19 protein-coding genes are annotated in these 20,497 nt (G+C 75.3%); 10 read left to right on the top strand and 9 right to left on the bottom strand.

Going from position 1 to position 20,497, the window contains the following annotated elements; all coding sequences use genetic code 11:
* Window positions 1-9 precede the first annotated feature (9 nt).
* Together EDC57_RS09975 and EDC57_RS09970 are read left to right on the top strand one after the other, a co-directional pair.
* On the top strand, window positions 10-840 hold the full coding sequence (locus EDC57_RS09975) for an alpha/beta fold hydrolase (protein ID WP_123401701.1): 831 nt from the start codon (window positions 10-12) through the stop codon (window positions 838-840).
* A 157-nt stretch (window positions 841-997) separates the two neighbouring features.
* Complete coding sequence (locus tag EDC57_RS09970) at window positions 998-1,810, top strand: fumarylacetoacetate hydrolase family protein (protein ID WP_123401700.1); 813 nt, start codon at window positions 998-1,000, stop codon at window positions 1,808-1,810.
* Window positions 1,811-1,831: 21 nt separating this feature from the next.
* On the opposite strand, the gene EDC57_RS09965 is transcribed toward EDC57_RS09970, so the two are convergent.
* Window positions 1,832-4,000, bottom strand: a complete 2,169-nt coding sequence (locus EDC57_RS09965; protein ID WP_123401699.1) for an amylo-alpha-1,6-glucosidase — start codon at window positions 3,998-4,000, stop codon at window positions 1,832-1,834.
* A gap of 78 nt (window positions 4,001-4,078) precedes the next feature.
* Window positions 4,079-5,128, bottom strand: a complete 1,050-nt coding sequence (locus tag EDC57_RS09960; RefSeq protein WP_123401698.1) for a glycosyltransferase family 4 protein — start codon at window positions 5,126-5,128, stop codon at window positions 4,079-4,081.
* 249 nt (window positions 5,129-5,377) lie between these two features.
* Between EDC57_RS09960 and msrP the strand changes: the two genes are divergently transcribed.
* Complete coding sequence (gene msrP / locus EDC57_RS09955) at window positions 5,378-6,325, top strand: protein-methionine-sulfoxide reductase catalytic subunit MsrP (protein ID WP_123401697.1); 948 nt, start codon at window positions 5,378-5,380, stop codon at window positions 6,323-6,325.
* On the top strand, window positions 6,325-6,936 hold the full coding sequence (locus EDC57_RS09950; RefSeq protein ID WP_123401696.1) for a protein-methionine-sulfoxide reductase heme-binding subunit MsrQ: 612 nt from the start codon (window positions 6,325-6,327) through the stop codon (window positions 6,934-6,936). Before msrP ends, EDC57_RS09950 begins: the two co-directional genes overlap by 1 nt.
* A gap of 8 nt (window positions 6,937-6,944) precedes the next feature.
* Here EDC57_RS09950 and EDC57_RS09945 read toward each other — a convergent pair whose 3' ends face one another.
* Entirely contained in the window at window positions 6,945-7,817 is an 873-nt protein-coding gene (locus tag EDC57_RS09945) for an ATP-binding protein (RefSeq protein ID WP_123401695.1), read from the bottom strand.
* 105 nt (window positions 7,818-7,922) lie between these two features.
* On the opposite strand from EDC57_RS09945, the gene EDC57_RS09940 reads away from it, so the two are divergent.
* The 4 genes from EDC57_RS09940 (at window position 7,923) to EDC57_RS09925 (ending at window position 14,490) form a co-directional block, all read left to right on the top strand.
* On the top strand, window positions 7,923-12,131 hold the full coding sequence (locus EDC57_RS09940) for an EAL domain-containing protein (protein ID WP_123401694.1): 4,209 nt from the start codon (window positions 7,923-7,925) through the stop codon (window positions 12,129-12,131).
* A 64-nt stretch (window positions 12,132-12,195) separates the two neighbouring features.
* The gene (galE, locus tag EDC57_RS09935; RefSeq protein ID WP_123401693.1) at window positions 12,196-13,173 is read left to right on the top strand and encodes a UDP-glucose 4-epimerase GalE; all 978 of its coding nucleotides are present in this window, start codon (window positions 12,196-12,198) and stop codon (window positions 13,171-13,173) included.
* Complete coding sequence (locus EDC57_RS09930; protein WP_123401692.1) at window positions 13,152-13,970, top strand: ComEC/Rec2 family competence protein; 819 nt, start codon at window positions 13,152-13,154, stop codon at window positions 13,968-13,970. The genes galE and EDC57_RS09930 overlap by 22 nt, the downstream gene beginning before the upstream one ends.
* Window positions 13,945-14,490 (top strand): VanZ family protein, encoded by a 546-nt coding sequence (locus tag EDC57_RS09925; RefSeq protein ID WP_123401691.1) that lies wholly within the window; start codon window positions 13,945-13,947, stop codon window positions 14,488-14,490. Before EDC57_RS09930 ends, EDC57_RS09925 begins: the two co-directional genes overlap by 26 nt.
* Here the strand turns inward: EDC57_RS09925 and EDC57_RS09920 are convergent.
* The 3 genes from EDC57_RS09920 to EDC57_RS09910 form a co-directional block, all read right to left on the bottom strand.
* Entirely contained in the window at window positions 14,411-15,361 is a 951-nt protein-coding gene (locus EDC57_RS09920; RefSeq protein ID WP_123401690.1) for a DMT family transporter, read from the bottom strand. The two genes, EDC57_RS09925 and EDC57_RS09920, sit on opposite strands and share 80 nt — an antisense overlap.
* Before the next feature lie 73 nt (window positions 15,362-15,434).
* Entirely contained in the window at window positions 15,435-15,920 is a 486-nt protein-coding gene (locus EDC57_RS09915; protein ID WP_123401689.1) for a hypothetical protein, read from the bottom strand.
* Window positions 15,917-16,993, bottom strand: a complete 1,077-nt coding sequence (locus tag EDC57_RS09910; protein WP_170165105.1) for a Glu/Leu/Phe/Val dehydrogenase dimerization domain-containing protein — start codon at window positions 16,991-16,993, stop codon at window positions 15,917-15,919. Before EDC57_RS09910 ends, EDC57_RS09915 begins: the two co-directional genes overlap by 4 nt.
* Before the next feature lie 114 nt (window positions 16,994-17,107).
* On the opposite strand from EDC57_RS09910, the gene EDC57_RS09905 reads away from it, so the two are divergent.
* Complete coding sequence (locus EDC57_RS09905) at window positions 17,108-18,061, top strand: glutathione S-transferase family protein (RefSeq protein WP_123401687.1); 954 nt, start codon at window positions 17,108-17,110, stop codon at window positions 18,059-18,061.
* On the opposite strand, the gene EDC57_RS12840 is transcribed toward EDC57_RS09905, so the two are convergent.
* Together EDC57_RS12840 and EDC57_RS12835 are read right to left on the bottom strand one after the other, a co-directional pair.
* The gene (locus EDC57_RS12840) at window positions 18,058-18,654 is read right to left on the bottom strand and encodes a DUF2189 domain-containing protein (RefSeq protein WP_170165104.1); all 597 of its coding nucleotides are present in this window, start codon (window positions 18,652-18,654) and stop codon (window positions 18,058-18,060) included. The genes EDC57_RS09905 and EDC57_RS12840 overlap by 4 nt on opposite strands.
* Window positions 18,655-18,692: 38 nt before the next feature.
* The gene (locus EDC57_RS12835; protein ID WP_170165103.1) at window positions 18,693-19,112 is read right to left on the bottom strand and encodes an SURF1 family cytochrome oxidase biogenesis protein; all 420 of its coding nucleotides are present in this window, start codon (window positions 19,110-19,112) and stop codon (window positions 18,693-18,695) included.
* 32 nt (window positions 19,113-19,144) lie between these two features.
* Here EDC57_RS12835 and EDC57_RS09895 point away from each other — a divergent pair, with 32 nt between their 5' ends.
* Window positions 19,145-19,360, top strand: a complete 216-nt coding sequence (locus EDC57_RS09895; protein ID WP_123401685.1) for a DUF2909 family protein — start codon at window positions 19,145-19,147, stop codon at window positions 19,358-19,360.
* 13 nt (window positions 19,361-19,373) lie between these two features.
* Here EDC57_RS09895 and EDC57_RS09890 read toward each other — a convergent pair whose 3' ends face one another.
* A complete protein-coding gene (locus tag EDC57_RS09890; RefSeq protein ID WP_123401684.1) occupies window positions 19,374-20,243 on the bottom strand; it encodes a cytochrome c oxidase subunit 3 in 870 nt (289 codons plus the stop codon).
* Between the last annotated feature and the right edge of the window lie 254 nt (window positions 20,244-20,497).

Genomic DNA, 20,497 nt, shown 5'->3' with positions numbered 1-20,497 from the left:
AGGGGGACGATGACGGCAGCGGTGCTCGTGATGGTGGCCGGTCTTGCCCAGGGCGCGGGGGTGCAGCGGCTGCGCACCCCGGAGGGCGTGCGCTATCACGCCTGGTTCCCGGAGGAGCGGCCGGCGGGGCTGGTGGTTTCGGTGCACGGGATCTCGCGCAACGCCGCCGAGCACGTGCGGCGGCTGGCGCCCGCGGCGGCCGCGGCCGGCTACGCCGTGGTGGCGCCGCTGCTGCCGCCGGGGCGGTTCCGGGGCTTCCAGCGGCTGCGCGCCGGGGCCGCCGAGGCGGTGGAGGACGTGGTGGCCGACGCCGCGGCGCGCGCCGGGCGGCCCTTCCCCCGTTTCGTCCTCGTCGGGTTCTCGGGCGGGGCGCAGTTCGCGCACCGCTACGCCATGCTCCGGCCGGGGCGCATCGAGTCCCTGCTCCTGGGCGCCGCCGGCTGGTACACGCTGCCGGATCCGGCCCTGCCCTGGCCGCTGGGGGTCGCGCCGGGGACCGCGCCCGCCGCAGTGGATCTCGCCGGCTTCCTGCGGTTGCCCGTCACCGTGGTGGTGGGGGCGGACGACACCCGTCGCGACGTCAGCCTCAACGCCGACCCCGCCGTCGACCGCCTCCTCGGCCGCAACCGGCTCGAGCGGGCCCGGCGCTGGGTGGCGGCGCTGAGGGCCCGGCGGCGGGCCGGCGGCGCCCCGGTGCGTCTGCGGGTGCTTCCGGGGGTCGGGCACGACTTCGCCGAGGCCGCCCGCGCCGGACTCGTGGACGCCCTCGCCGAGGCCCTCGGGGTGGCTCCGCGCCGCCATGTGACGCGGATCACGGCGGCGGCGTCGGGCGGCGGGTAGAAAAAGGCTCCAGGACGGCGGCAGGGCGCCGCCGACGATGCGTCTCCTCCTGGCCCTGGGCGCCCTCGCGGGCGCCTTTTTTTGTCCTGCGCAACTCGCCCCGCCATGCGGGACGGTGCACAATGGGCCTCCGACGTGAATCGTGGAGGCACCGCTTATGAGGATCATCCGTTTCCGCGACCCTCAGGGGCGGATCCGTTACGGCGAGCCGGCGGGCGAGGGCCGGGCCCGGGTGCTCGCCGGCGAGGCGCCCTGGGCGCTCGAGCCCACCGGCGAGGAGGCGGAGGTGGCGCGGGTCCTGGCGCCCCTCGCCCCCGTCAACATCTTTGGCATCGGCCTCAACTATCGCGACCATGCCGCCGAGACCGGGATGCCGGCGCCGGAGAACCCCGTCCTCTTCATGAAGCCCACCACCACCGTGATCGGTCCGGGCGATGCCATCCTCCTCCCGGCCGCCTGCGAGCACGGCCCCGAGGTGGACTACGAGGTGGAGCTTGCGGTGGTGATCGGGCGCGCGGCGCGCGACGTCCCCGCCGAGCGCGCGCTCGAGCACGTCCTCGGCTACACCGTGGCCAACGACGTCTCGGCGCGGCGCTGGCAGAAGCACGGCGGAGCCGGCCAGTGGGTGCGGGGCAAGAGCTTCGACACCTTCTGCCCGCTGGGCCCGGTGCTGGTGACGGCGGACGAGCTCGGCGACCCGCAGCGGCTGCGCCTGCGCACGGTGCGAAACGGCGAGACGCTCCAGGACGGCAGCACCGCGGACATGATCTTCGGTGTGCGCGAGCTCGTCGCCTTCCTCAGCCGCGACACCACGCTGCTGCCCGGCACCGTGATCCTCACCGGCACCCCGGCCGGGGTCGGCTTCACCCGCACGCCTCCCATCTTCCTCGCCCCCGGCGACGAGATCACGGTGGAGGTGGAGGGGATCGGGGCGCTGAGCAACCCGGTGGTCGCCGCGGGCGGCGGCTGAGGCCCGCGCCCCGAGACGGAGTCAGCCCACGATCACCGCCACCTCGGCGTCGCCCTCCTTGCCGATGACCTCGGCGGTGACGTTGTCGCCGTGGCGGCGCAGCAGCAGGTCCACGTGGCCCTCGCCCAGGCGCAGGTTGCGGATCTCGAGCCACTCCAGGTAGTCGGGCAGCGCCGGGCGCACCAGGCACAGGCGCGGCCGCTCGGGCTCGAAGCGCAGCCCGAGGCAGGCGCCGAGGAGGCCGAAGACGGAGGCCGCGGCCCAGGCCTGCGGCGAGCAGGCCACCGGGTACTGGGTCGGCCCCTGCCCGGGGCGGCGGGCGAAGCCGCAGAAGAGCTCGGGCAGCCGGTGGAGGTCGGCGTAGAGGCTCGCCTCGAACAGCCCCCGCAGGATCGCCAGCGTCCCGCCGCGGTGCCCGTAGCGGGCCATGCCGATGCCGATGAGGGCGTTGTCGTGCGGCCAGATGGAGCCGTTGTGGTAGGACATGGGGTTGTAGCGGGCCTCGCGGCGTCCCACCGTGCGCACGCCCCAGCCCGAGAAGAGGTCGTCGCCGAGCAGGGTCTCCACGGTGCGGGCGGCGGCGCGGGTGTCGGCGATGCCGGTGAAGAGGACCTGGCCGGCGTTGGAGGTGCGCACGCGGCAGCGGCGCTTGTCGCCGTCGAGGGCGAGGGCGTAGCAGCCGAGGGCCTCGTCCCAGAAGGCGTCGTGGAAGCGGCGGGCGAGCGCGTCGGCGAGCTGCTCCTGCCGCGTCGCCCAGGCGCTGCGCCCGAGCAGGCGGGCGAGCCGCGCCGCCTCCCGGCGCGCGGCGTAGACGTAGCCCTGGACCTCGCAGAGGGCGATGGGGGCGGGGGCGTCGCGGCCGTCGGCGTGGAAGACGGCGTCGTTGGAGTCCTTCCAGCCCTGGTGGAGCAGCCCCGAGGGGTTGTGGCGGGCGTACTCCACGAAGCCGTCGCCGTCGCGGTCGCCGTAGCGGTCGATCCAGGCCACCGCGGCCTCGACGTGGGGCCAGAGTTCGCGCACCAGGCCGAGGTCGCCGGTGCGGCGGTGATAGGCCCCGGCCAGGACCACGAACAGGGGTGTGGCGTCGATGGTGCCGTAGTAGCGGGCGAAGGGGACCTCGCCGAGGCGCGCCATCTCGCCGTGGCGCACCTCGTGCAGGATCTTGCCGGGCTCGGCCTCGCAGGCCGGGTCCTCGCGCTGCGCCTGGTGGTGGGCGAGGTAGCGCAGGACGCCGCGCGCCAGCTCCGGGTTGGCCCACAGGGTCAGCAACGCGGTGACGAGCCCGTCGCGGCCGAAGACGGTGGCGAACCAGGGCACGCCGGCGTCGGGGTAGGGCCCGTGCGGGGTCTCGGTCACGAGCATGCGCAGGTCGGCGGCCGAGCGGTGCAGCCAGGCGTTGAACTGCTCGTTGCTGGTGAAGACCGCCACCTCACGCCGGCGCAGGGCCTCGCGGGCCTTGGCCGCGGCCGCCGCCGCCCAGGCGAAGTCCGGCGCCGGCCGCTCCTCGGGCTGGTCGAACCCCACCGCGAGCTCGATCTCGCGCACCGTCCCCGGCGCGAGCGCCAGCTCGAAGACCAGGCGGTCGTCCTCGACGCGGGTCGGCGCCGGGTGGGCGCGGATGCGGGTGCGGCGCTCGACGCCGTCGAGGCCGCGGTAGGCGAGCAGCAACCCGTCGGCGAGGCGCTGCGGCGGGCGCTGCTCGCCCCGGCGCGGACGGTCGCGGCCGCGGACCTCGAAGATGTCGGCGAAGTCGGCCTCCACGAGCACGGTCAGGCGCAGCCGCACGGGGTGGGGGGCGTAGCTTCGCAGCCGCATCAGCTCGTGGCAGCTCCCCTCCCACAGGAGCTTGCTGCGGAAGATGTGGACCGAGCCCTTGTGCAGGACGAGCCGCCCGTCCTCGACCAGATCGGGGTTGGCGAGGTCCACCACCAGGCGCTCGTTGTCCTCGGTCACCGTGGAGTTGAGCAGGAAGGGGCGGACGCCGTCGCCGATGAGCAGCTCCAGGCGCGAGAGGTGGCGCGTGTCGCGGTGGTAGAGCCCCTGCTCGCCGGTGCCCACGGGCTGGATGTCGCCGTAGCGGTCGAAGACGCCGAAGCTCGGGCCGTGCTTGAGCGTGCGCGTGCGATCGTCCACCCGCGAGGAGGTGGCGCGCACGTAGACGTCGTTGTCGAGCCAGACCAGATCGTCCACCCTGGATCTCCTGGGGGGCGCACCCGTTATTGTGCGCGGCGGGGACGGACGCGGCGAGGGGGGCGGTGCCCCCCTCTCTCACACGGCGAGCCGCCCGGCGGTGTCGAGGCCGGCCAGGCGCCGGTAGAGGCGCTCGTAGTCGTCGGCCATGCGCTCCACCGAGAAGCGCCGCTCGAACACCCTGCGGCAGGCGACGCGGTCGATCTCGTCGAGGCGGGCGCAGGCGGCGGTGGCCTCTTCCAGCGAGTCCACCACGAAGCCGGTGACGCCGTCCTCCATCACCTCCGGGACCGAGCCGCGGCGCAGGGCGATCACGGGGGTGCCGCAGGCCATGGCCTCGATCATCACCAGGCCGAAGGGCTCCGGCCAGTCGATGGGGAAGAGCAGCGCGGCGGCGCCGCCGAGGAGTTCGGCCTTGCCGCGCTCGTCCACCTCGCCCACGTACTCCACCCCCGGCAGGCGCAGCAGCGGCCGGATACGCTCGTCGAAGTAGGCCTGGTGCAGGGGGTCGATCTTGGCCGCGAGGCGGATCTCCATCCCCGCCCGGCGGGCGATCTCGATCGCCCACTCGGCGCGCTTCTCGGGGGTGAAGCGGCCGAGGAAGGCGAGATAGCCCTCCGGATGCGGCCGGAAGGGCAGGAGGCTGCGCGGCAGGCCGTGGTGGACGGTGGCGAGCCAGTTGGCGCGCCGGACCGGGTGGCGCTGGCTGTCGGAGATGGAGACCACGGGGATGTCGGTGAACTCCGCGAACACCGCCGCCACCTCCGGCAGATCCAGCCGTCCGTGGAGGGTGGTCAGGTGCGGCCTGCCCAGCAGGCGCGCCAGCGGGAAGTGCAGGAAGTCGGTATGGAAGTGGATGACGTCGAACTCGCCCGCCTCGCGCACCACCCGTCCCAGCATCGCCGTGTGCGCGGCGAGGGGATCGATGGCGCGGGGATCGAGGCGCAGGGCCCGCTCGCCGGCGGGGCGCAGCTCGGCGCCGGTTTCGGAGTCGCCGCTGGCGTAGAGGACCACCTCGTGGCCGCGGCGGACCAGCTCCTCGGTGAGCCAGGAAACGACGCGCTCGGTGCCGCCGTAGAGCTTGGGCGGCACGCTCTCGTGCAGGGGCGCAACCTGTGCGATCCGCATGTCCGCCAACCTCCTCGCTCGTCACCAGGGGCCGTCGCGGCGCGCCGGAAGGCGCCGCGACGGCGGGATCCGGAAGCCTTGCCCGGGCACCGGGCGCCTGGATGATGGGGACGCCGCGGCGCGGTTCAAGGGCGGGCAGGAACCCTGCCGCGGGGGCGGCGTCTATCCTTTGACATTGACCGATGTCATGAACGTACCGGGCGGCCGTCCTCCCGCGGGGGGGCGGTGCCCGCGCCGGGAGGACCCGCGATGCTCATCCGCCGCCCCGATCCCATTCCGGCCTCGGAGATCACGGACCCGGCCCTCTTCCGCCGCCGGCGCGCGTTCCTGCGCTATGCGGCCGGGGTGCTGGGGGCCGCGGCGGTGCCGGCGGCCTTCGCCGTCCCCGGCCCGCACGGGCGGGAGCGGCTGGAGGTGGCGGTGCGCGGGCGCTTCTCCACCGACGAGGCCCCCACCTCCTACGCCTCGGTCACCGGCTACAACAACTTCTACGAGTTCGGCGTCAACAAGCGCGATCCCGCTCGTCTCGCCGGCAGCCTGCGTACCCGCCCCTGGACCGTGGTGGTGGAGGGGGCGTGCGAGCGGCCGCGCACCTTCGACATCGACGAGCTCCTGCGCCGCTTCCCGCTGGAGGAGCGGGTCTACCGCCTGCGCTGCGTCGAGGCCTGGTCGATGGTGATCCCGTGGGTGGGCTTCCCGCTGGCGGCGCTGCTCAAGGCGGTGCAGCCCACCTCGGAGGCGCGCTACGTGGCCTTCGAGACCCTCCACGACCCGGAGCAGATGCCGGGACAGCGCCGGCGCATCCTCGACTGGCCCTACCGCGAGGGGCTGCGCATCGACGAGGCGGTCCACCCCCTCGCCCTGATCGCGGTGGGGCTCTACGGCGAGGTGCTGCCGAACCAGAACGGGGCCCCGCTGCGCCTGGTGGTGCCCTGGAAGTACGGCTTCAAGAGCATCAAGTCCATCGTCCGCATCCGGCTCGTTCCCGAGCAGCCGCCGACCACGTGGCACATGGCGGCCCCGGACGAGTACGGCTTCTACGCCAACGTCAACCCGGACGTGCCGCATCCGCGCTGGAGCCAGCGGCGCGAGCGGCGCATCGGCGAGCTGCGCAAGCGCCCGACGCTGCCCTTCAACGGCTATGCCGAGGAGGTGGCGCACCTCTACGCCGGCATGGACCTGAGGCGCTTCTACTGATGCGCTCGCCGGATCCGGGCAAGGCGGCGCTCTTCCTCCTCTGCCTGCTGCCCCTCGGCGGCCTCCTCTGGGACGCCGCCAGCGGCGGCCTCGGCGCCAATCCCGTCGAGGCGCTCAGCCGCCGTACCGGCGACTGGACCCTGCGCCTGCTCCTCGCCACGCTCGCGGTCACGCCCCTGCGCCGCCTCGCGGGCTGGCGCTGGATCGCGCGCCAGCGCCGCATGCTGGGGCTCTTCGCCTTCTTCTACGCCTGCCTGCACGTGGCCAACTACCTGGTCCTGGACCAGTGGCTCGAGTGGGCGGAGATCGTCGCCGACGTCCTGGAGCGCCCGTGGGTGACGGTGGGGGCGGTGGGCTTCCTGCTCCTGGTGCCGCTGGCCGCCACCTCCACCGACGCCGCGCTGCGCCGCCTCGGGGGGCGGCGCTGGAAGCGCCTGCACCGCGCCGTCTATCTCGCCGCCGGCCTCGGGGTGCTGCACTACCTGTGGCTGGTGAAGGCGGACCTGACCCCGCCGCTTGCCTACGGCGCGGTGCTGGCGGTGCTGCTCCTTGCGCGGCTGCCGCTCGCGGCGGCGCTGCGCCCGGCCTTGGGCGCCCCGTCCGGGCGCTGACGCCGCGGTCAGGGGGAGGCGGCGGCGAGGCCCGTCCGCCCCGCCCAGTCGCGGGCGAACTGCCAGGCCGTGCGGCCGCTGCGGCTGCCGCGCGTCTGCGCCCAGCGCAGCGCCTCGCGCTCGGTGGCCTCGTCCCACGCCTCGACCCCGAGCCGGCGCAGCCAGTGGCGCACCACCGCCAGGTACTGGGCCTGGTCGAAGGGGTGGAAGGAGAGCCAGAGGCCGAAGCGGTCGGAAAGCGAGAGCTTCTCCTCCACCGCCTCGCCCGGGTGGAGCTCCCCGCCCACCATGCGCGCCTCGAGATTCTCGGCCTGGTACTCGGGCATGAGGTGGCGGCGGTTGGAGGTGGCGTAGACCAGGAGGCCTTCCGCCGGGGCCGCGAGCGAGCCCTCCAGCATGGCCTTGAGGTGCTTGTAGCTGGGGTCGTCGGCGCCGAAGGAGAGGTCGTCGACGAAGAGGATGTGGCGGCCGGGGCGGCCGGCGAGCCGCTCCACCACCTCCGGCAGGTCCTCGAGGTCCTGCGCATCCAGCTCCACGAGCCGCAGCCCCTCTCCCGCGAAGGCGGGCAGCAGCGCCTTGACCAGCGAGCTCTTGCCCGTGCCGCGGGCCCCGGTGAGGAGCACGTTGTTGGCGGGCAGGCCGGCGACGAACTGCGCCGTGTTGCGCACCACCTCGGCCTTCTGGCGGTCGATGCCGAGGAGGTCCTCGAGCCGGGTCAGGCGCGGATGGGGGACGGGCTCGAGCCAGGCGGCGGGCCCCCTGCGCCGCCAGCGCAGCGCGACCGCCTCCTCCGGGGGCGGCGCCGGCGGGGGCGGGATCCAGGGCTCGAGCCGCTCAAGGAGGCGCTCGATGCGGCCGACAAGGTCCTCGATGGGTGTCACCGACCCGCGCTCCCTCGACGTGCGCTGCCCCGGGGGATCCTATGCTAACCTCGCTCCCGGGCGCCAGGGCGGCGGTCTCGGGTGCCGGCAGGCGATGGAGAAGACGTGGATCTCCGAGCGGACCATCTGGCGAGGCTGACCGCCGCCGACGCCCTGGAGCCGGTGCCCCCGGACATGTCGTCGGCGGTGCCGCTCGGGGCGGTGCCGGCGCGGATGCCGCTGGGCGAGGCCCTGCTGCGGCTCGAGCGGGCGCACGCCGAGGCGCTGCCGGTGGTGGACGAGTCCGGGGCGCTCGTCGGCGCGGTCAGCCGCGCAGGGATCCGCCGCGCCCTCGTGGAGGCGGAGCACGCGGGGGTGTGGGAGGCGCTGGCCTCGGTGGCCGAGGCGGTGCCGGGCGCGCACCCGCGGGAGTTCTTCGTGAACCTGGCGCGCCAGCTCGCCGCCGTGCTCGGGGTGCGGTGGGCCTTCGTCGGCCGCCTCGTCGACCCGTCCAGTGTGACCACGCTGGCGGTGGTGGACGGCGGCCGGCCTGTCGAGGACTTCACCTACCTGCTCGCCGGTACGCCCTGCGAGGAGGTGGTCAACCAGGGGCCCTGCTGCTATCCGGAGGCGGTCCAGGCCCGGTTCCCGCAGGATCGGCTCCTCGCCGAGATGGGGGTCGAGAGCTACGTGGGGATCCCCCTCGCGGACTCCACGGGCCGCCCCCTGGGGATCCTGGTGGGGCTGCACGATGCGCCGATGCCGCCCTCGCGGGAGCGCGAGCCGCTGCTTCGCATCTTCGCCGCCCGCGCCGCGGCGGAGCTGGAGCGGCTCGAGCGCGAGCGCATGCTGGGCCTTCATCTCGACTTCCAGCGCGTCCTCGGCCTCGTGCTCGAGCGGGCCCAGGATCCGGGGCCGCTGGAGGGCTTCCTGGCCTACGCCCTCGAGCGGTTGCTGGCCCTCTCCTGGATGGGTGCGGGCGCGGGAGGGGCGGTGCTGCTGCGCGAGGGCGACCACCTGGTGCGGGTGGCCGCCCGCGGCCTGCCGGAGCCGGCGGCGTCGCAGTGTGCGCGGGTGCCGGTGAGCGCGCCCCTGTGCGGGCGCGTGGTGCGGGAGCGCCGTGTCGTCCGCTGGCCGGCGGGCGCAGCCGAGTGTCCTCTCCTGGACGCCGCCGACCGGGGCGGCTGGGCCGTGCCGCTGCGCCACGGGGAGGACGTCCTCGGGGTGCTCCTGCTCGTCGGCGGTGAGGGGGGCGGCGAGGACGCCATCGGCGAGGCCTTCGTGCGCGCCCTCGGGGACGTGCTCGGCGGCACCATCGCGCGGCGGCGCGACCTCGAGGTCATGCGCCGGCTCTCGGTGGCGGTGGAGCAGAGCCCGGCCTCGGTGCTGATCCTCGATCCCGAGGGGCGCATCGAGTACGCCAACGCCGAGTTCGAGGCCCAGACCGGCTACGCGCGCGAGGAGGTCCTGGGGCGCCGGCCGCAGGACTTCCTGGGCTCGGAGGGGACCCCGCCGGAGGACCGCGAGGCGCTGCTGGAGGCGATGCGGGCGGGGCGGGAGTGGCACGGCGTCGTCTGCGACCGTCATCGCGACGGCCGCGACGTCTGGGTCGAGCTGCACGTGGCCCCGGTGCGCGACGCCGAGGGGCGGATCCGCCACTACGTCTCCATGGCCACCGACGTCACCGCCCAGCGCGAGGCCGAGGCGCGGGCGGAGCGGCGCCGGGCGCTGCTGGAGGCGGTCACGGACAACATCGACGAGGGGATCCTGGTCCTCGACGCCGACACCCGGGTGGTCTGGTACAACCGCCGCTACGTCGAGCAGTGGGGGCTCGAGCCGGCCTTCCTCGACCGCCGCCCGAGCCTCGAGGAGGTCGCCCGCGAGCTCTGCCGCCGCGGCGTCTATCCGCCGGAGGCGGAGGAGGCGGTGGTGGCGGACCGGCGCGAGCGCTTCGCCCGGGGCGAGGCCTCGTGGATCGAGGCCCCGCGCTGCGACGGGCGCCACACCGACATCTACATCCATCCCCTGCCGGACGGCGGCTATCTGCTCGCAAGCCACGACGTCACCGCCCGCGTCCAGGCCGCCGAGGCCCTGCGCCGCCGTCTCGGCATCGAGGAGACCCTCGCCGAGGTGGCGCAGGTGCTGCTCGCCGGCGGCGAGGGCGGGCTCGATGAGGCGGTGGGACGGCTCGCGCGGGCGGCCCATGTCGATCACGCCTTCCTCTACATCGCCGAGCGCGGCGGCGACGGGCGCATCACCCAACGCCTGCGCGCGGCCTGGGACGCCCCCGGGCGGCCGGCGCTCAGGGAGCGGCTGCCCGAGGTGCCGCCGGCGGACTACCCCTGGTCGCGGGCGCGGCTGGCGGCGGGCGAGGCGGTGATCGTCCGCGCCGGCGCGCTCCCCAAGGGTGCGGAGGCCGAGGGGCGCTTTCTCGAGGCGGCGGGCATGGGCACGGTGGCGGCGCTGCCGGTGCCGCGGGCTGCGGGCGGCATCCAGGGCTTCCTCGGCTTCGGCGACGACGACCCGCAGCGGCGCTGGGACGCCGACGACCTGCGCGCCCTGCGTGCCGCCTGCGCCATGATCGGCGCGCACCTTGCGCGGCTGCGCTCGGAGGCGCGGCTGCGCGCCAGCGAGGAGCGCTACGCGCTCGCCGCCCGCGGCGCCAACGACGGGCTCTGGGACTGGGACATCCTGGCGGAGCGGGTCTACTACTCGCCGCGCTGGTGCGAGATGCTGGGCTATGCCGAGGGCGAGCTGGCGCCCGAGCGGGAGACCTGGTGCGGGCGCATCCACGAGGAGGACCGCGCGGCCTTCGAGCGCGCCCTCGAGCGGCACCTGGCGGGGGAGACGCCGCAGTTCGTGTGCGAGTTCCGCATGCGCCACCGCGACGGCGGCTACCGCTGGATGCTGGCGCGGGGGCTTGCGGTGCGCGACGAGGCGGGGCGGGCGGTGCGCATGGCGGGCTCCATGACCGACGTCACCGAGCGGCGCGAGGCCCAGGAGCAGCTCCTGCGCGAGGCCTTCTACGACGGGCTCACGGGGCTGCCCAACCGGGCCCTGTTCGAGGACCGGGTGAGCGCCGCCATCGCCCGCGCCCGGCGCGACCCGGCCCGCCGCTTCGCCGTGCTCATGCTGGACCTCGACCGCTTCCAGGTGGTCAACGACAGCCTCGGCCACCGGATGGGGGATCTGCTCATCAAGGCCGTGGCCTCGCGCCTCGAGGCCCTGATGCGGCCCGGCGACACCGTGGCCCGCCTCGGCGGGGACGAGTTCGCGGTCCTGCTCGAGGAGGTGCGCGACGCCACCGCGCCGGTGGCGGTCGCCGAGCGGCTCATGGAGGAGCTCGCCGTGCCCTTCGAGCTGCAGGGGCAGCAGGTCTACACCGGCGCCAGCGTCGGCATCGTCGCCGACGGCAGCGGCTACCGCGAGCCCGAGGAGCTGCTGCGTGACGCCGACACCGCGCTGCACCGGGCCAAGCGTGCCGGGCGCGGGCGCCACGAGCTCTTCGACACCGCCATGTACGAGCGCGCCCGCTTCCTCATGGGCCTCGAGCGCGACCTGCGCCGGGCCATCGAGGAGGGGGGGCTGTCGGCGGCCTACCAGCCCATCGTCGATCTCGAGCAGGGCCGCCGCCTGGTCGGCTTCGAGGCCCTGGCGCGCTGGACCCATCCGGGGCGCGGGCCGGTCTCGCCCGGCGAGTTCATCCCGGTGGCGGAGGAGGCCGGGCTCATCGTCTCCCTGGGCTGGTGGATGCTGCGCGAGGCCTGCCGCCAGGTGAGGGCGTGGCGGGAGCAGGGCGTGGGCGGCGACGTCCACGTCAGCGTCAACGTCTCGGCGCGGCAGTTCGCGCTGCCGGACTTCACCCGGCGGGTGGAGGCGATCCTCGCCGAGGAGGGGGCCGAGCCCGCGTGGCTGCGGCTCGAGATCACCGAGAGCGTCCTCATGGCCGGCGGCGAGGTGGTGGAGGCCAATCTCCGCGCCCTGCGCGGGATGGGCTTTCGCATCTACCTCGACGACTTCGGCACCGGCTTCTCCTCGCTCTCCTACCTCCACCGCTTCCCGGTGGACGTGATCAAGATCGACCGCTCCTTCGTCGCGCCGCTGGCCGAGCCGGGCGGGGAGAGCGGGCTGGTGCGCAGCATCATCGCGCTGGCCCGCGACCTCGGCAAGGACGTGGTGGCCGAGGGGGTGGAGGCGCTGACCCAGGAGACGCTGCTGCGCGTGCTGCGCTGCCGCTACGCCCAGGGCTATCTCTACGCCGCTCCGCTGCCCGCCGAGGAGGCCGCCGCCCTCCTTGCGGCCGGCGCGCGCCTGGCGCCGCGGGAGGCCGGCTGACGGGGCTGCCGCGGCGGCGCCGTCCTCGGGTACCATGCCGCCTTTGCGCAGGGATGGGCAGGGCATGGCCAGACACGTCCTCGTCGTCGGCGGCGCCGGCTACATCGGCTCGCACATGGTGGCGCTGCTCGCCGAGCGCGGCCACGCGGTGACGGTGCTCGACGATCTGTCCAGCGGCCATCGCGACGCCGTCCTCGCGGGCGAGCTGGTGGTGGGGGACCTGGGCGATCGGGCGCTGCTCGATGCGCTTCTCGGCGGGCGGCGCTTCGATGCCGTGATGCACTTCGCGGCGCGGATCCAGGTCGCCGAGTCGGTGGCGCAGCCGGCGCGCTACTACCGCAACAACGTCGCCGCCACCCTGACCCTGCTCGAGGCCATGCTCGCCCACGGCGTCGGCGCCTTCGTCTTCTCCTCCACCGCGGCGGTCTACGGCGAGCCGCAGCGCGTGCCCATCGACGAGGACCACCCCAAGGCGCCGGTCAACCCCTACGGCCGCAGCAAGTGGATGGTGGAGCAGATGCTGGCCGACCTCGAGGCCGCGCACGGGCTGCGCTCGGTGTCGCTGCGCTACTTCAACGCCGCAGGCGCCGATCCCGCCGGGCGCCTCGGCGAGCGCCACGATCCCGAGACCCACCTGATCCCGCTGGTGCTGCAGGCGGCGGCGGGGCGGCGCGAGGCCGTCACCGTCTTCGGCACCGACTACGACACTCACGACGGCACCTGCATCCGCGACTACGTCCACGTCGCCGACCTCTGCGAGGCCCACCTGCTCGCCCTGGAGCGGCTGTGGGCGGGGGCCCCGGGGGGCGCCTTCAACCTCGGCAACGGCAACGGCTTCTCGGTGCGCGAGGTGATCGAGACCGCGCGCCGCGTCACCGGGCGCGCGATCCGGGTGCGGGAGGGGCCGCGGCGGGCGGGGGACCCGGCGCGGCTGGTGGCCGACAGCCGCCGCGCGCGCGAGGTCCTCGGCTGGCGGCCGCGCCACGACGCCCTCGAGACCATCGTCGCCCACGCCTGGGCATGGGAGTCGGCGCGCGCCTGACCGCCCTCGTGCTCCTCGCCGCCGTCCTCCCGGGGGCGGGGCGGGCGGTGGTGGAGCTCGCCTTCCTCGACGTCGGCCAGGGCGACGCCCTGCTGGTGCACGAGCGCGGCCGCTGCGCCATGCTGGTGGATGCGGGGCGGCTCGCCGGCGGGCCGCGGATCGCCCGCGCCCTGGCCGAGCGCGGCATCGCCCGCCTCCACCGGGTGGTGATCACCCACCCGCACCTGGACCACGCGGGCGGCCTCTTCCACCTGTGGGGCCGCATCGGCATCGGCGGGCTCCTCGACAACGGGGGCGCCAACGCGGCGGAGTGGGTCTGGTTCGACGATTACCGGGCGCTGCGGGCGCGGCTGCCGTACCGCGCGCTGGCGGCGGGCGACGGGCTCGCCTGCGGCGGCGTGCGCGTGCAGGTCCTGTGGCCGCCACGGGGCTTTGCCGGCGGCGTCAACGAGGCCTCGCTGGTGCTGCGCCTGCAGGCCGAGGGGGTGGCGGCGCTCCTTGCCGGCGATGCGCCGGCGTCCGTGGAGGCGCGGCTGCTGGGCGCAGGGGCGGCGCTGCGGGCCGAGGTGCTCAAGGTGGCGCACCACGGCGCCGGCGACGCCACCACGGAGGCCTTCCTCGCCGCGGTGCGCCCGCGCATCGCGCTCCTCGGCGTGGGCGCCGGCAACCGCTTCGGGGCGCCGTCGCCGGCGGTGCTGGCGCGGCTGCGGACGGTCGGCGCCCGCATCCTGCGCACCGACCGCGACGGCACCATCCGCCTGGAGCTCGCCCATGGGCAGGTGCGCCGCCTCCCGTGAGCGCCTCGCCGCGGCTGCGGCGTGCCTCTACCTCGCCGCCCTCTATCTCGGCACCGGTTGGCTGCGCACGGTGCAGACGGGGCTGCGCGACCTCCTCGGCGCCGCCTACGGGCCCGCACTCACGGGGCTGGTGGCGGCCGCCCTCGGCGCCGGTCTGTGGGCCGCGCGAGGCCGGCTCGCAGCCCTCGGGGCGCGGCGCGCGCCGCTCCTTGCCGCCGTCGGCGCAGGCTACGCCGCGGCGCTCGCGCTGCTCGCGATCCCCGAGGAGCGCATCCACCTGCTCCAGTTCGGCCTCCTCGCCCTGCTCCTCACCGCTGCCCTGCGCCGCCGTCCCCGCCGCCACCTCGAGGCCCTGATCCTTGGGCTGGCCGCCGGGGCGGGGGACGAGGTGGCGCAGTGGCTGCACCCGGCCCGGGTGGGCGACCTCGGCGACGTCGCCCTCAACTTCCTGGGCAGCGTCCTGGCGCAGGCGGCGCTCTGGACGCTGGACCGTCCGCCCCGTCCGGCGCCCCCGCCCTGACGCTGCGGCCGCGGCGCAGGACGAGAAGGTTGCCGGCGAGGACGAGGGCGACCCCGGCCGCGGCCTGGGGCGTCCAGCGATAGCCCTCGAACGCGGTGGACAGCGCCAGCGCCACCACCGGGAAGGCCACCATGACGTAGCCGACCCGCTGCGGGCCGATGCGTGCGAGCAGCGTGAGGTAGCTCCAGAAGGCGATCACCGTGCCGGGCAGCGCGAGGTAGAGCAGGCTCAGGACGTAGGCCGGGGCGGGGTCGAAGACCGGCCGGTGGCCGGCGGCGAGGGCGGCGGCGAAGGCGAGGGCGGCGCCGTAGGCCATGCCGTAGCCGTTGAGCACCGGCAGCGGGATGCCGGCGCGCTGGTTGCGGGCGGAGACGATGGTGCCGAGGGAGGCGGCGTAGGTGCCGGCGAGGCTGAGGGCGAGCCCCTGCGCCGCCTCGGCGCCGAGGTGCGCGAGCTCCGGCGCGAAGACCGCGCCGATCCCGGCAAGGCCCAGGGCGGCGGCGGCCAGGGCCTGCCGCTCCAAGGGCTGGCGCAGCAGCACGGCGGCGTTGACCAGGTTCATCACCATCATGGAGGAGAAGACGAGGGCGATGACGCCGCTCGGCAGGCGGGCGGTGGCCCAGTAGATCAGCAGGTAGTTGAGCCCGAAGAGGAGGACCGCCTGGAGCGCGATCCAGGCGTGCTCGCGGGGCGGGCGGCGAAGCGGCAGGCCGCGCACGGCGCACCAGCCGAGCATCGCCGCCGCGGCGAGCAGGAAGCGGTAGGCGATGGAGAGCTCGGCCGGGACCGTGAGCTGCTGGGCGATGGCGATCCAGGTGGAGCCCCAGATGAGCACGGTGAGGAGATAGAGACCGAGATCGGTCGTGGCCATGGATCCGCCCTGCCGGAAAGGGCGCCCATCCTAGCCCGAAACGGGGGCCGGGCAAACGGCGGCCCCCGCCGCCTCAGGGGGCCTGCGGCGGCAGGAGGCGGAGATGGCCGCCGAGGGCCCCGCGCAGGTCGGCGACGGAGAGGGGGCGGGCCTCCATGAGGCTGCCGCTCCAGGCGCGGCAGTGCAGGCTGTAGCGCCCGCCGCGCTCGTCGGCGAGGGCGAGCACCGCGTGCACCGGCACCGTGCCTGGGCCGGCGAAGGCCTCGACCCAGGCGCGCGTGCCCTCGACCCGGAGCCGCTCGCCGGGCCGCAGGCGCACGGGGGCGGGCGCCCGTGCGCGGGGCGCCAGGGTGCAGAAGGGAAGCCAGACCGTGCGGTCGAACCAAGCCCCGCGGAGGCGGCCCTGCTGCAGGCGCAGCGGCCGGTCCGGGGCGAGCTCGAGGGGGCGTAGGACCTCGAGGCGGCTCCCCGCCGGCAGCCGCGTCAGCGGCGTCGGCGCCTGCGGGGCGGCGGCGCAGGCCGCAAGGAGAAGGGCGAGGGCCGGCGCGGCCGCCCTCATGCCGCCACCGGGGGCCGCCGGGGGGCGATGCGGGCGATGGCCTCGAGGCGCGCCGCGGCGAGGCGGTGGGCGGCGGCGAGGGGCGTGATCCCCTCGCGGGCGGCGAGGCGGAAGATGCGGTCGAGGGTGTCGCCGATGGCCGCGGCGCGGGCGCGGGCATGCTCGGGCCGGCCCCCGGCGAGGGCCACGGCGACGTGGATCAGGCCGCCGGCGTTGATGGCGTAGTCGGGGGCGTAGAGGATGCCGCGGCGGGCGAGGAGCTCGGCGACGGCGTCGTCGGCGAGGGGGTTGTTGGCGGAGCCTGCGACGATCACCGCGCGCAGCCGCCCCGCCGCGGCCTCGTCGAGCACGCCGCCGAGGGCGCAGGGGACGAAGACCTCGGCGTCGGTGTCGAGGATCTCGTCGGGCTCGGCGGGGATGACGCCGAGCTCGGCCGTCGCCCGCTCCAGCCGCGCCCGGTCGAGGTCGGTGGCGACGACGGTGGCGCCCTCGGCGCGCAGCAGGTGCGCGAGCGCCCAGCCCACGTGGCCCAGCCCCTGCAGGGCGTAGCGCACGAGCCCGACGCGCTCGTGGCCGAGGCGGTGCCGCAGGCAGGCGCGGATGCCGTGGAGCACGCCCAGCGCGGTCACCGGGGAGGGGTCGCCGCTGCCGCCGCGCTCCGGCGGCAGCCCCGTCACGTGGCGCGTCTCGGCCGCGATCCAGGCCATGTCCTCGGGTCCGGTGCCGACGTCCTCGGCGGCGATGTAGCGGCCGCCGAGGCTCTCGACGCAGCGGCCGAAGGCCCGCATCAGCGCCTCCGAGCGGTCGCGGTGCGGCTCGCCCAGGATCACCGCCTTGCCGCCGCCGAAGTCGAGCCCCGCCAGCGCCGCCTTGAAGGTCATGGCGCGGGCGAGGCGCAGGGCGTCCTCGACGGCGGCGGACTCGTCGGGGTAGGGCCACATGCGGACGCCGCCGAGGGCGGGTCCGAGCAAAGTGCTGTGGATGGCGATGACGGCACGCAGGCCGCAGCCGCCGTCGCGGAAGAGGTGGAGCGCCTCGTGGCCCCCCTCTTCCATGCTCTGGAACGGTCTCATGGCGGCGTGCTCCGCAGGGTGCCTGTCCATTGAGACCGGGCCGGGGCGGGCGCGGTTTCACCCCGCGCCCGGCTGCTAGGCTTGAGGGAGGTGCGGGGCCGGAGGAGGCGGGGCATGGCGATGCTGGTGGAGGGGCGCTGGGTGCGGCGCGACGATCCGACCGACGAGACCACGGGGGCCTTCCTGCGCCCCGAGAGCCGCTTCCGCGACTGGGTGAGCGCCGACGGCGGCAGCGGCTACCGCGCCGAGCCCGGGCGCTACCACCTCTACGTCTCCCTCGCCTGTCCCTGGGCCCACCGCACGCTCATCTTCCGCCGCCTCAAGGGGCTCGAGGCGGTGATCTCGCTGTCGGTGGTGGAGCCCGAGTTCGACGACGGCGACTGGCGCTTCGGCGACGGCCCCGGCTGCATCCCCGACACCGTCAACGGCTGCACCCACGTGCGCGAGCTCTACCTGCGCACCGATCCCCGCTACACCGGGCTCGCCACGGTGCCCATCCTGTGGGACAAGCGCAGCGGGCGGATCGTCAACAACGAGTCGGCCGACATCATCCGCATGCTCAACCGCGCCTTCGACGCCTGGGGCGACCCTTCGGTGGACTTCTATCCCGAGCCGCTGCGCCCGGAGATCGACCGCATCAACGCCGAGGTCTACGAGCACGTCAACAACGGCGTCTACCGCGCCGGCTTCGCCCGCACCCAGGCCGCCCACGAGGAGGCGGTGCGCGCGCTGTTCGCGACCCTCGACCGCCTCGAGGCGCTGCTGTCGCGGCGCCGCTATCTCGCCGGGGACCGCATCACGGAGGCGGACTGGCGGCTGTTCACGACCCTCGTGCGCTTCGACGCCGTCTACTACCTGCACTTCAAGTGCAACCTGCGACGGCTCGTGGATCATCCCAACCTCTGGGCCTACACCCGCGAGCTCTACCAGGTGCCGGGGGTGGCGGAGACCGTGGACATGGACCACATCAAGCGCCACTACTACCGCAGCCACCCCGAGCTCAACCCGCGGCGCATCGTGCCGGTGGGGCCCGAGCTGGACTTCACCGCCCCCCACGGCCGGGGCTAGCCGTCGCCGGCGGAGACGAGGTCGCGGCAGGCGTGCCAGGTGGCGCAGCCGGCCCAGGGGAAGGCGACGGCGAGGCCGAAGAAGAAGGTCAGGAGACCGAAGCCGGTCAGCGCCACCAGCAGCGCCGCCCACAGCAGCATCGGCCCCGGGTTGGTGCGCACCGCCTCGACGCTGGCGAGCACGGCGGCGGCGAAGTCCGTCTCCGGGCGGTCCACCAGGAGCGGTGCCGAGACCGCGGCGAGGGCGTAGACGACGAGGGCGATGACGGCGCCGGTGGCGGTGCCGGCGAGCAGGAAGGCGGGGCTGCGGGCGGCGAGGAAGAGCTCGGCGAGGAAGCGCTCGCCCTCGGGCACCGGGGCGCCGTAGAGGGCGGCGAACTCGGCCGCGGCGACGATCACCCAGCCGAAGAAGGCGGTGGCGAGGACCAGGCCGAGGGCGGCGAGATGGACCGGGTTGCGACGCCAGGCGCCGGCGAGCGCCGCCAGGTGCACCGGCTCGCCGGCGGCGAGGCGGCGGCTGAGCTCGTACAGCCCTACCGCCACCAGCGGCCCGACGAAGAAGAAGCCCGCCGCCAGCACCGGCAGCAGCGGCACGAGGCCGAGCCGGTCGGTGGCGAGGACGACGGCCCAGCTCAGCCCCGTGAGCCCGAGGCCGTAGGCGAAGGCGGGGCCGGGGGCGTCGGCCGCGCCTGCCAGCCGCGGGCCACCACCACCGCCTCGTTCCCCGCGGTGCGCAGCGGGGTGTAGACGAGGTAGCCGAGGCGGCCGTCGCGGCCCTGCGGACCGACGAGGACCTGGGCCTGCGCCTCGTAGCGGCCGCGCAGGCGGACGGCGCGGAAGCGCGCGTCGGGACCCGGCAGCGCGGCGAGCGGCGCGGGGGCGGCCGCCCAGCGTGCCGCGGCCTCGGCGAGCAGGGCCTGCTTCTCCCCGGCACGGCGCAGCTGCCACAGCCCGAGCCCGGTGAAGAGGGCGGCGGCGAGGAGCAGCAGCGGCGCCGCCCCGCGCCGGCGCGCCGCGGCGCTGCTATACCTTGGCGGAGGGGCCGGTCCCATGGGCGGCGGCCGCGCCGGGGAGGGCACGCAAGATGGCGCTCTGGTTCAAGATCCCCCTGCTCATCCTTCTCGGGCTGATCCTCCTCTCGCTGGTGGAGGCGATGATCTTCCTCAGCCGCGACGACGGCCGGCGCGACCGTACCCGCATGGTGCGGGCGCTCACCGTCCGCATCGCCCTCTCGCTGGTCCTCTTCGCCATCCTCATGGGCGGTTACTTCCTCGGCGTCGTCGGCCCCCACGGGCGCTGAGGGCGGGCCGCGGTCACAGCCAGTAGACGAAGATGAACAGGGCCAGCCATACCACGTCCACGAAATGCCAGTACCAGGCCACGGCCTCGAAGGCGAAGTGGTTCTGGGGCGTGAAGTGCCCGCGCAGGGCGCGCCCGAGGATGGCCATGAGCATCACCGCGCCGACGGTGACGTGCATGCCGTGGAAGCCGGTGAGCAGGTAGAAGGTGGAGCCGTAGATCCCCGAGCGCAGGGTGACGTTCATCTCCCGCCAGGCCTCGTGATATTCCCAGGCCTGCAGGGCCACGAAGAGCAGCCCGAGGGCGATGGTGGCGGCGAGGCCCCAGACCAGCTGGCCGCGCCGCTCGGCCTTCAGGCCCCAGTGCGCCCAGGTGATGGTGGCGCCGCTGCTGAGCAGGACCAGGGTATTGAAGGCGGGGACGCCGACGGCGCCCACCGGCTCGAAGGGGCCGCCGAGCTCGCCGGGGCCCGAGGTGGGCCACTGGGCCTGGAACTGGTTGTAGAGGATCTCGTGGGTGATCCCGAGGTAGCCGGCGCCGCCGAGCCAGGCCACGGCGATGTTGCGCACGTAGTAGAGGGCGCCGAAGAAGGTCAGGAAGAAGAAGACCTCGGAGGCGATGAACCAGTACATGCCGAGGCGGAAGGAGCGGTCGACGCGGGGGCTGTGGCGGCCGGCGAGGTTCTCGCGGACGACGTCGCCGAACCAGCCGTAGAACATCCAGGCGAGCACCAGGAGGCCGGCGGCGAGGACGGCCCAGCCGGGGTCGACGTCGTTGAGGACGAGCGCGAGCCCCAGGACCAGGAGCAGCACCGCCAGCGAGGCCGCAAGCGGCCACGGGCTCGGCTCGGGGATGTAGTACTCGTCCGGGGTGGGATGGCTCATGGGCGGCAGGCTCCGGGCGAGGCAGGGCCCCGCGGGGATCGGCGTCCGGGACGGTCAGGGATCGGGCGGGCCCGCGGCGGCCCGCCGGCGGCTCCGCCCCGGCGCCGGGGCGGAGGTGCGGGCGCGCGGTGCTGCGCCGGTGGGCTGCGGCCCGGCACGGCGCGGCCGGCCCGGTCCGGCGCCGTGAGCGGGCACGGCGCGCTCACGGCGCGCCTCCCGCGCGCGAGAGCACCTGCTCCCACACCGGCATCGAG

It is taken from the genome of Inmirania thermothiophila (assembly GCF_003751635.1).
GTDB classification, from domain to species: Bacteria; Pseudomonadota; Gammaproteobacteria; order DSM-100275; family DSM-100275; genus Inmirania; species Inmirania thermothiophila.
Note: the sequence above shows the minus strand (reverse complement) of the source record. Positions and strands in the feature narration are given on the sequence as shown.

Excerpts from the sequence above, each read along its gene's own strand:
- msrP (WP_123401697.1), top strand. The coding sequence starts at position 5,378 with ATGCTCATCCGCCGCCCCGATCCCATTCCGGCCTCGGAGATCACGGAC.
- EDC57_RS09920 (WP_123401690.1), bottom strand. The coding sequence starts at position 15,361 with ATGGCCACGACCGATCTCGGTCTCTATCTCCTCACCGTGCTCATCTGG.
- EDC57_RS09950 (WP_123401696.1), top strand. The coding sequence starts at position 6,325 with ATGCGCTCGCCGGATCCGGGCAAGGCGGCGCTCTTCCTCCTCTGCCTG.
- EDC57_RS09970 (WP_123401700.1), top strand. The coding sequence starts at position 998 with ATGAGGATCATCCGTTTCCGCGACCCTCAGGGGCGGATCCGTTACGGC.
- EDC57_RS09905 (WP_123401687.1), top strand. The coding sequence starts at position 17,108 with ATGGCGATGCTGGTGGAGGGGCGCTGGGTGCGGCGCGACGATCCGACC.
- galE (WP_123401693.1), top strand. The coding sequence starts at position 12,196 with ATGGCCAGACACGTCCTCGTCGTCGGCGGCGCCGGCTACATCGGCTCG.
- EDC57_RS09975 (WP_123401701.1), top strand. The coding sequence starts at position 10 with ATGACGGCAGCGGTGCTCGTGATGGTGGCCGGTCTTGCCCAGGGCGCG.
- EDC57_RS09910 (WP_170165105.1), bottom strand. The coding sequence starts at position 16,993 with ATGAGACCGTTCCAGAGCATGGAAGAGGGGGGCCACGAGGCGCTCCAC.
- EDC57_RS09915 (WP_123401689.1), bottom strand. The coding sequence starts at position 15,920 with ATGAGGGCGGCCGCGCCGGCCCTCGCCCTTCTCCTTGCGGCCTGCGCC.
- EDC57_RS09895 (WP_123401685.1), top strand. The coding sequence starts at position 19,145 with ATGGCGCTCTGGTTCAAGATCCCCCTGCTCATCCTTCTCGGGCTGATC.
- EDC57_RS09960 (WP_123401698.1), bottom strand. The coding sequence starts at position 5,128 with ATGCGGATCGCACAGGTTGCGCCCCTGCACGAGAGCGTGCCGCCCAAG.
- EDC57_RS09925 (WP_123401691.1), top strand. The coding sequence starts at position 13,945 with ATGGGCAGGTGCGCCGCCTCCCGTGAGCGCCTCGCCGCGGCTGCGGCG.
- EDC57_RS12835 (WP_170165103.1), bottom strand. The coding sequence starts at position 19,112 with ATGGGACCGGCCCCTCCGCCAAGGTATAGCAGCGCCGCGGCGCGCCGG.
- EDC57_RS09890 (WP_123401684.1), bottom strand. The coding sequence starts at position 20,243 with ATGAGCCATCCCACCCCGGACGAGTACTACATCCCCGAGCCGAGCCCG.
- EDC57_RS09930 (WP_123401692.1), top strand. The coding sequence starts at position 13,152 with ATGGGAGTCGGCGCGCGCCTGACCGCCCTCGTGCTCCTCGCCGCCGTC.